At 48.2% G+C, this 7,412-nt stretch carries 17 protein-coding genes; all 17 read right to left on the bottom strand.

The genetic code is table 11. The features are described from left to right. A partial coding sequence (locus tag NFR99_RS14165) for a hypothetical protein (RefSeq protein WP_251353971.1) occupies positions 1 to 353 on the bottom strand: 353 nt, incomplete at its 3' end. Next, positions 316 to 477: a hypothetical protein gene (locus NFR99_RS14160; protein WP_251353970.1), complete on the bottom strand. Its 162-nt coding sequence runs from the start codon at positions 475 to 477 to the stop codon at positions 316 to 318. The genes NFR99_RS14160 and NFR99_RS14165, both read right to left, overlap by 38 nt. After that, positions 474 to 761, bottom strand: a complete 288-nt coding sequence (locus NFR99_RS14155) for a hypothetical protein (protein ID WP_251353969.1) — start codon at positions 759 to 761, stop codon at positions 474 to 476. The genes NFR99_RS14160 and NFR99_RS14155 overlap by 4 nt, the downstream gene beginning before the upstream one ends. A gap of 69 nt (positions 762 to 830) precedes the next feature. After that, positions 831 to 1,061 carry a hypothetical protein gene (locus NFR99_RS14150; protein ID WP_251353968.1) on the bottom strand — a complete coding sequence of 77 codons (231 nt, stop codon included), beginning with the start codon at positions 1,059 to 1,061 and terminating at the stop codon, positions 831 to 833. A 32-nt stretch (positions 1,062 to 1,093) separates the two neighbouring features. Next, positions 1,094 to 1,444 (bottom strand): hypothetical protein, encoded by a 351-nt coding sequence (locus tag NFR99_RS14145; RefSeq protein WP_251353967.1) that lies wholly within the window; start codon positions 1,442 to 1,444, stop codon positions 1,094 to 1,096. Between the two features lie 87 nt (positions 1,445 to 1,531). Continuing rightward, positions 1,532 to 1,954 carry a hypothetical protein gene (locus NFR99_RS14140; protein ID WP_251353966.1) on the bottom strand — a complete coding sequence of 141 codons (423 nt, stop codon included), beginning with the start codon at positions 1,952 to 1,954 and terminating at the stop codon, positions 1,532 to 1,534. Positions 1,955 to 2,024: 70 nt separating this feature from the next. Continuing rightward, positions 2,025 to 2,687 (bottom strand): hypothetical protein, encoded by a 663-nt coding sequence (locus NFR99_RS14135; RefSeq protein ID WP_251353965.1) that lies wholly within the window; start codon positions 2,685 to 2,687, stop codon positions 2,025 to 2,027. A gap of 52 nt (positions 2,688 to 2,739) precedes the next feature. Next, positions 2,740 to 3,051, bottom strand: a complete 312-nt coding sequence (locus tag NFR99_RS14130; RefSeq protein ID WP_168354761.1) for a DUF4406 domain-containing protein — start codon at positions 3,049 to 3,051, stop codon at positions 2,740 to 2,742. Next, entirely contained in the window at positions 3,048 to 3,374 is a 327-nt protein-coding gene (locus tag NFR99_RS14125; protein WP_168354762.1) for a hypothetical protein, read from the bottom strand. Before NFR99_RS14125 ends, NFR99_RS14130 begins: the two co-directional genes overlap by 4 nt. After that, a complete protein-coding gene (locus NFR99_RS14120) occupies positions 3,371 to 4,522 on the bottom strand; it encodes a DNA methyltransferase (protein ID WP_251353964.1) in 1,152 nt (383 codons plus the stop codon). The genes NFR99_RS14125 and NFR99_RS14120 overlap by 4 nt, the downstream gene beginning before the upstream one ends. A 59-nt stretch (positions 4,523 to 4,581) precedes the next feature. Next, positions 4,582 to 4,734, bottom strand: a complete 153-nt coding sequence (locus NFR99_RS14115; protein ID WP_251353963.1) for a hypothetical protein — start codon at positions 4,732 to 4,734, stop codon at positions 4,582 to 4,584. An 88-nt stretch (positions 4,735 to 4,822) separates the two neighbouring features. Next, complete coding sequence (locus NFR99_RS14110) at positions 4,823 to 5,182, bottom strand: ribonuclease H family protein (RefSeq protein ID WP_135975661.1); 360 nt, start codon at positions 5,180 to 5,182, stop codon at positions 4,823 to 4,825. A 27-nt stretch (positions 5,183 to 5,209) separates the two neighbouring features. Then, positions 5,210 to 5,593, bottom strand: a complete 384-nt coding sequence (locus NFR99_RS14105) for a hypothetical protein (RefSeq protein ID WP_135975663.1) — start codon at positions 5,591 to 5,593, stop codon at positions 5,210 to 5,212. A gap of 22 nt (positions 5,594 to 5,615) precedes the next feature. Beyond that, entirely contained in the window at positions 5,616 to 5,936 is a 321-nt protein-coding gene (locus NFR99_RS14100; RefSeq protein ID WP_251353962.1) for a hypothetical protein, read from the bottom strand. Next, positions 5,911 to 6,792 carry a rolling circle replication-associated protein gene (locus tag NFR99_RS14095; RefSeq protein ID WP_251353961.1) on the bottom strand — a complete coding sequence of 294 codons (882 nt, stop codon included), beginning with the start codon at positions 6,790 to 6,792 and terminating at the stop codon, positions 5,911 to 5,913. The genes NFR99_RS14100 and NFR99_RS14095 overlap by 26 nt, the downstream gene beginning before the upstream one ends. Before the next feature lie 167 nt (positions 6,793 to 6,959). Further along, complete coding sequence (locus tag NFR99_RS14090) at positions 6,960 to 7,157, bottom strand: hypothetical protein (protein WP_135975665.1); 198 nt, start codon at positions 7,155 to 7,157, stop codon at positions 6,960 to 6,962. 59 nt (positions 7,158 to 7,216) lie between these two features. After that, on the bottom strand, positions 7,217 to 7,412 hold a 196-nt coding region (locus NFR99_RS14085; protein ID WP_251353960.1), incomplete at its 5' end, for a hypothetical protein.

The following is a 7,412-nucleotide window of genomic DNA, read 5'->3' as shown; positions in this document are numbered from 1 at the left end:
CATTCCTGCTCGGTTATTCCTATTGCTGCCGCTACTTCATATTCAGGGAGGGTATTGATATATTTCAGTGTCAGGATGAGGCGTATTACCCAATCGGGTATTGTTTCTATGTATGACCTGGCGCGCTGTATCAGTTTCATGTTCTTGTAATACAGTTCCTTGTACTCCAGCTCGACATCATACATTTCCTCTACTGAATTCATGGAAGTATTGAACGTGCTCTGTCCGTGTGGCATCCCGTCTTGTGTCCTGCTGCCGATTCCATTATCATATTTGAGTTCCCTGTACTTTTCTTTAAGCTGCGCCATCCTGCGGTTATTCTTTCCTATCTGTAAAAGTTCCTTTTCCGTCACTCCTGTCCCCTCCCTTCACCCGGTACGGCCTGTGCGCCATGTGCCAGTATGCCACCCGTGGTATGTTACGCCGGGCGGCAGCGTCCTTCCTTGCGGCCGCCCGGCGTTTCTGTTCCGCTGTCATGTATCTTCTCCCTCGTCATAGATATGTATCCCAAGCTGTTTGCCTAGCCAGTCCAGCCCTGCGCGGGTTAGATGGAATGTATATCCTCCATGCTGGTTCTGTTCCCCACGTTTCGCATATCCGGCAGACTCCATCATTTCCCAAATCTCGTAATCCCTGCCAGTGGCAAAATAATTACGGTATGGGCGGTAAAACTTCTTCCCGTGCCGGATGTATGGCTTCTTCCTGTCAAGCCCTATGCAGTGCTTCGCCCGGTCTATGTACGGGTTTCTTTTCGTGTGCATGTTTTTCCTGCCTCCTTTCTGCATCGGCGCGAAACAGTCAATGTCCCACCGCCTATACGCTCACCGATTTCATTCAATCAATGCAAAATTCTCTTTCAAGTCATCAAGCGGCATTTCTATCCATCCAAAATCAGAATCATCATCCAGTGAATCCATATGTACATCGCCGCCAATAAGGTTTCCTCTATCGTCTCTTTCCCAAATACTGCCGACTGTCACAAATCCGTATTCATTTGGAATTTCAAAGCCATCACCATCACACTTCGGTAAGCACATTTCTTTTATGCACTTATATTTCATTCTTCCTCCCCCCCCATTCTCCCACAAACCACTTAATTATCCCAATCAATAGCCTGGCCGCAGTTTTCGCAATGTGGTAAGTATCTGCCCCCATATTCTTCTTGGTAGACAACCCAACCGCAGGTCGGGCAGCAATCATGGTTATATTCGTCTTTGACTGGATTCTTCCCCCTCTGCCTTTCCATTGCTTTTCTACATTCTTCCGGCGTTCCTATATCCTCATATGCCCCAAGCTTTTGCAGTACTTGAAAAGTAATCTCAAAGAACAGTTCATATGTGCCGTACGGTTTAACTATTGAATCATTTTTACTTTTCAATCCATAACGTGATGGGGCAAATTCTTCTCTTGCATCCTCAGTTATTCGTTCGTTCATAAAATCCATGATTATTTTCCCTGACCTTCCAAATTTTATAGATATATCCTCGCTGTATCAGTGCTTTTTGGAGTTTGTTTATTGTTGTTCGGATGTTCATAATTCTTTCAATGCAGCTTCGGCTTCTTCTCCGGTGAGGAAAACGGTTTTACCGAAATCAAAGAACTTAAAATATGCTTTTGTGTAATCCGTTTCTGCATATACATTCCAGACTTCGCACGTTCCCTTATAGTTTCTGATTGCTCCGCATGGTTCAACACAACCGACTTTCATTTCGATTATTTGCGGTTCATCATTTTTAGGAATACAAACATGATATATCGTATCCCCCGCCGCGCAAGGCGGTTTCAGAAGTTTGCCTTGTTCTTCTAAATCCTCATAATCAGCGCACTTGTTTATTGCTGAATACCCCTCGGCATATCCGTTAAACCACGTCTTGTTCCCCTCGTTTGCGAATCCCTCTTTCACCCAAATTCCCGGACATTTATCAATTTCTGCTCTTTCAGTCAATCTCTCCATATTTCCCTCCACAATCCCCTAAATCCTCTAATGATATTGTAAGGCGGATTCAGGGGGAAGTTATACCATTTTAAATTCGTTCCCCGACTGCACAAACGTAGCTGCACTCTGCATAATCCCAATCCGATTGTTCTGTGCACTTATACATGTTCTTAAAGACGGGAATAAAGCCGCTGATTTCCTTTGGGTTGTTATACTTAAACGCCTGCTGCCCCATGAATTTCCTGACCGCTTTCTTTCCTTTACAGATGTGATGATATGTCATAAATTCGCTTATGTAGTACATATCATTACCTAAATCGCAATAAAACGCTATCTTCTCTCCGTTACCACAATCCCTTACACATGAATATGCAACTGTATTTATCGGCTTTATGTTTGCCGCAAGAATGATTCCGTCATGAGTTTTTAGGTATTCATTGGCTTTCTCCTTTGCGCTATCATAATTAGTAAATGCTTCCTTTCCTAAAATCGCACTATTCCATGTACAATCATATCTCCCTCCTTCTGTGACAAGTCTGTAACCCCTGTTATTTCCTCCACATATCCACGAGTTTTCATCATCGCAAACTGTACATTTTATTACATCTCCTTTATTAACAAGATAAACTTCCTGCCCTTTGGATAAAAGTATTGGCGGTTCTTCTGCTTGTCGCGGCTGCATAAAGGAAAATATATCTAACTGCTCGTACTTCATTTCTCCTTGCCTTTCTGCATCTTTTTTCGCACGCATTTTTTTGTCCTCCATTTTCCTTTTATTTTGTCCTGCTGCCGTTCGGCTTTTGTTAATCTCCTTTTCGCCGCTGTCGCCGCTCTTCCATAATCGTATAGCCTTTTGCTACGGCATAGCCATATTCCCGGTTTGCTCCGCGGGAGTCCTGCCATCCTTCCAGCATATAAATAGTGTCCGCTATTTCAAGGAGCGTGAATGCTACCTTCATGTATTCTTCATATGTAGTCCCTTCTGGCATGAATGAATTGGCATATGCCGGGTTATATACCTGGTGTCCTGCTGCTGTAAGCTTTTCTTCTGCTTCTCTGAACCGCTCCATATAATCATCTGTGCCCGTTATAGCCCCCGATATGTATATCTTCATTCTGCCCTCCCCGCCTGCAATGCTGTTTTCCGCAGTTTCTTTTCCAAATAATATTCTGAATATACTCCCTCCGGCTTTGTATACTGTTCCAAGTCGTGGTACATAAGGCATTCCCGGATGCCTTTCGGGCTTACGCACAATATATAGTTCGGGTGCGGCTTGATTACCCGCAGTTCCCGTTTCACTATTTTTACTGCATTCGCGCTCTTTTCTTCATCCCTCTCTTTCCCATACAGAATAAGGGTATCGCCCGGTTTTACTGTGTCTGGGCGGTATTTCATTTCAGGCGGGAGCGATGGTTCCCTTTTCGTGCGTCCTTTCATCTTTTTTCCTCCTGGGTTTTCCCTTCTCCTATGAAATCAAACAGTGTCGGCGCCTCCCGCGCTTCCTCCGCCGCCTGCAGGTATCCTACGCCGTCTCGGAAATAATCGGGGTTCAGCTCTATCCCATAGCCCTCCCGCCCCATTTTCACGGCCACCATCGGGACGGTCATCAGCCCTCCAAACGGATCCAGCACAGTATCGCCTTTATTTGAAAACCTGTTGATGACCCTCTCCACAATGTCTATCTGCAGTGGACAGACGTGCATCTGTTTCCGCCTGCGGCTCTGAGTGGTATTCAGCGTGTTCATCCGGTTTATGTCGTCCCATACCTCCAGCGTGTTCCAGCTCCCTGGGGCGATTACCATGAATGACGCCGGGAGTTTCCCGTCTTTGTCCAGTTCATTTGCGAGTTCTACGTGTTCCTGGTAGGAATAGACATTTTCCCGGCTGTATTCCCTGTATACTGACTGCAAGCTGCTTACGGGGACATCTTTCAATTCCTCTTTGGATACCAGTCTGTCGCCAGAGCTGCGCCAGTATCCATGTGCGTCCAGCTGCCACTGCCCCCGGCTATATTTTTCTTTGGATTTCTTTACCGGCTCGTCTGCATAAGCATTCGAACGGTCTGTCGGGAGCTTGCGGAAAAGCAGGATGTATTCCGGGCACCCGACTCCCATCTTAGAGCCATCCTTGCATTGTTCTGTCCAGCCCAGACGGTTCAGGTTGTTCGCCTTTGTGCTGTCCCTCTGGAAGAACCTTGTAAGAGCCTGCCCGGTGTCCATGATGCCTAAATACCCTGCATAATGGATCAGTTCTTTGTACCTGTTTGGGGACGGCGTGGCGGTTGCTACCAGCTTATATTTCACGCTTTTAAATTTTTCAAGAAACTCCTGGTATGTCTTGCTTCCAAAAGAGCGCAGGACGCTCGCTTCGTCCAGCGATGCCGCCTTAAAATACCCCGGCTCTATGTCCCCATCCCTGACACGTTCATAATTAGTTATTAATATCTCTTTTCCTGCTGCCGCCCACACTTCTTCCATTTTTCGGACGTACGCGGGCTTTTCATATCCAAGAAGCTCCACGGCGTCCCGTGTGAACTCCTGTTTTACTCCAAGAGGGAGGACAATCAGTGCCTGCCCCCCCTTCATGCTTTACAGCCTGGTGGCAGTATTCCAGCTCCTGCGCTGTCTTTCCCAGCCCGAAGGATTCAAACAGCGCCCTGCATCCCCCCGCGCAACGCCCACGCCACCGCTTCCCGCTGGTGGGGCTTTAATGCCGGGTTCAGATCATCTGCCGTTATCTCGAACCCGCTTTCCTGTGCTATCTCAATCTTTGTCTGTAAAAATTCCTTATAATCCATCGTTTCCAGAAGCCCGACATGTCCTTGCCCCGGCCGGAGGCTGGCTCCTTTCTGCTAATCTTCCAGCACACTCCCTGTGCGCTGTGTCCTATTCTGCTTTCACTTCATGCTTATCTAATTCTTCCAGTATCTCCTCCCACAGTTCCGGCTCCCTGGGTGTCTTTCCTGATGCTGTTTTCCATCCGCGCTTCCTCCATCCTGCCGCCCATCCCTGCGCAATGGCGTCTGTGATGGCTGGCTGTGTGGGTTTTAATGTCACGCGGCAGGGAAACCGGATTTCCCGCAAGGCTTTCAGGATGACGGCCAGCTCAGACTTGTGTTTCCCCATCCCTTCCCTTGCAATCCTGACTTCGCTTTTCTTCCTTAAGACCCCCTGTCTGTCATATGCGTACAGTGTTGCCGCTGCCTCCCCTGCCATTACCAGACTGTTAATGCTTACATTCCACATGTTTCCCTCCTGCAGGGCTATGCCCTCCTATCGGTTGTACCGGATTACCATCTCAATCCCCATTTCTTCCTTTACCATCTTGCGGTAATCTTCCCATGTCGCCATGTCGTCCGCCAGGCTCCCCGCTATCCGGTTTGCCCGGTCAATGAACCTTTGGCAGCGTTTCCCACCGAACCCAAATTCATCATGGAGGACGGCCACTGACAGCAGCAGCATGGTATCCAGTGTCATTTCCTTGATTGCCATAGTCGCCTGCTCCAGTTCTTTCTTTGCGATTGCCGTGTGTATGCCTGTCACTCCGCGGAATTTCATTTCTTTTTCCAGCTCTTCAATCCCCCCACGGCGTACAATCTTCCCCGCCAGGGCAAGGCCGTCATTCCTTCCTCTCTCGTAATCCTTTAATCCTCCCATTCTTCTCCTTTCCGGGAGGGCGTCAGCCCCCTCCCCTGCGTGCTTTCCAATAGCTGCTGTGATATATTACCTCCCCCTGCGGGGATGGTGCCTGTAAGTAGTCGCGCCCTATTTCCTGCATCCATTCAGCGCGGGTATGAGTGTGTTCATACGCTTCCTGCGCTGCCCTCTCCAGGGTGCGGCGGTTCTGTGCGTTGTTATGCACTGCCTCAGGGCCGTATATATGATGGTTTTCACAGAGTTTCACTTTCAGCCCCAGCTCTTCTGATTTTGCGCGTCCTGATGTGCCCATAATGATATGATGCTCCTGCACACTCTTAATGCTGTAATCCCCGGCCATCATGCAGAGGAAGCACCTCTTGTCCTCTTTGTCCTGGAGGATGCTTGGCATGTGTTTCTTTCTTTTTTTTCGTCCTGCTGCCATTGTTTTTTTCCTTTCCCCTGCTTTCCAGGCGTATCATGGTGTATTTCCTGTACCTGTGCCCTGTTACCGGGTTCCTGCCCTCGTATATGTGGGCGATGTAATACCCTTTCTTTGGCTTTGCTTCTTTCTTCCACCGGAGCAGCTTGTCTGGTTTCGGCTCCGGCAGCGGCATGTTCCGGGATATATTATAATTTGCTTCCCTTATCCTGGGTTTTCCCGCCGTGCCGTCCTTTTTCTCGTGTACGGTGTGTTCATCCTTTGTCATGTAGCTTGCGAGCTTTGTGAAATCTTCGTCATACACTTTAGGGTTGTTCCGTATCCTGGAAATATAGACGCTCCCCTTTGTCCATGCATCCGTCAGGATCCCCGCTGTATCCCCTATATCATTGATGACAAGATGGATGTGCCATGCGCCTTTTGTGCCGCGTTCAATGTTGCGGAACCAGAAAAGTTCTTTCCCCTTCTTCCGGTATTCCCTGCGCACATGCTTCATTGCGTTCTGGAAATCCTTCAGCGCGGCTTTCATGTCTGGCGGTCTTTTCTCCCTGGCGTATGTCCATGTCGCGAAGTAATCACCGTCTTTTATGTAGAGCAGCATCCTCTGCCTTGCCCTCTTCGTTTTGTTCTGGGCATTGATCCGGCGCATCTGCTCCGCTGTCGGCTTTGTTTTCTTTTCCCTCTTTTCCCCTGGGGCGCCATACCTTCCATCGTGGTACTCCTCTACATCGATGATGTCCCCATCTCTGTACCTGTATGTTTTTCTCTTCACAGCCATAGCATCATGTCCTAACTTTAATATCTTTATCAAGTACTAAAACGGCATGTAATCCGCCGTTTTTCCTTGACTTTTCCGCGCCCATGATGTATTATGGTAACAAGTGTTTTGTGGTCATCATAATGATGCATCATGGGCGGCTGGTATGCGTTCCCAGTGTGTACCAGCTATTTTTTTGTGTCCTCTTTCAATTTCAGCGACTTCTTTTTTATGTACTCCAGTTCGTCAATCATCTGTCCGAGATAATTTAGTACCATATCCCTGTTATGTGGCATGGTTGACCATGTTCCTGCTTCCGGCAGCTCTGCTGCCTTCATTTTTTGATAAAATTCCTCCATCTGCCTTAATGTCAGCCTTTGACCCATGTCTTTACTCCTTTCCCGCTGCTACCTGGCGCACTCCCGGACGACCGCACACCGGGCATTTATATTCCGGTGTTACGCGTTCCGGGGACGTGAACCATTCCCTGCGCCCACAGGCGCATTGATAGATAAAGAGCGGTGCTGTTATTTCCGTGCTGGTTCCCGGATAATATCTCTGCCTGTTCCTCTGTACCATCTTCTTTCCTCTCTTCTTCGTGCCTTACCTGGCGCACATCACTTCCATCTTCCTTCTCGCAT

Source organism: Hominisplanchenecus murintestinalis (assembly GCF_943193015.1).
Lineage (GTDB): Bacteria > Bacillota > Clostridia > Lachnospirales > Lachnospiraceae > Hominisplanchenecus_A > Hominisplanchenecus_A murintestinalis.
The sequence above is the reverse complement of the archived record's forward strand: the minus strand, read 5'-3'. Positions and strand labels throughout refer to the sequence as shown.